Source organism: Aureimonas sp. D3 (assembly GCF_001463805.1).
In the GTDB taxonomy this organism is placed as follows: domain Bacteria; phylum Pseudomonadota; class Alphaproteobacteria; order Rhizobiales; family Rhizobiaceae; genus Aureimonas; species Aureimonas ureilytica_A.
On sequence record NZ_BBWM01000049.1, the window covers coordinates 1 to 691 of the forward strand.

Below are 691 nucleotides of genomic sequence, written 5' to 3' on the forward strand. Positions count from 1 at the left end.
GGTTGGCGTCGATCTCGATCCGGCTGTCATCGCCCAGCGCCACCAGACGGATGTCGGGCGCCTTCGCAAGCCCGGTCATCGGGTCATAGCTGTAGTAGGAGAAGGACAGCTTCTCGCCGCTCTCGTAGTCGGCGATGCGGTCTCCGTTCACTTCATTGGTGCCGTTCGAAAGATAGCCAAGATCGAACTGATCGACACCGGAGCCGCCCGTCAGGCTGTCGGCACCCGCTCCGCCGTAAAGCGTGTCCGCTCCCGCGCCACCCTCCAGCGTGTCGTTGCCATCCCTTCCCCACAGGCTGTCGGAGCCCGCACCGCCATAAAGCTTGTCGCTGCCGGTCCCACCATCCAGCGACACCGAAGCCGTGTAGCTCGAACCGGCCACGATCCCGCGCGCATCCAGAACGTCGTCGCCTGCATCGCCTTCGGCAGAGCCGCTGCTGTTCAGCCGCAGCGTGTCCTTGCCGTCTCCGCCGTAAAGATAGTCGTAGCCGTAAGGTCCCGACCCACCGTCCAGCGTGTCGTCGCCTTCGCCGCCGCGCAAGGTGTCGCTGCCCTCACCACCCGCCAGACTGTCATTCCCCGCAAGACCCAGCACCTCGTCATTGCCGGCCCCGCCGTCGATCACATCCGCCCCGGACGTGCCGATCAGAACATCGTTGCCGCTCGTCGCGGTCTTCGTCGCCCCGAACGC

1 protein-coding gene is annotated in these 691 nt (G+C 65.7%); it reads right to left on the reverse strand.

Annotation, left to right across the window (positions count from 1 at the left end; all coding sequences use genetic code 11):
- On the reverse strand, positions 1–691 hold a 691-nt coding region (locus tag AUL36_RS24870; protein ID WP_280137989.1), incomplete at both ends, for a calcium-binding protein.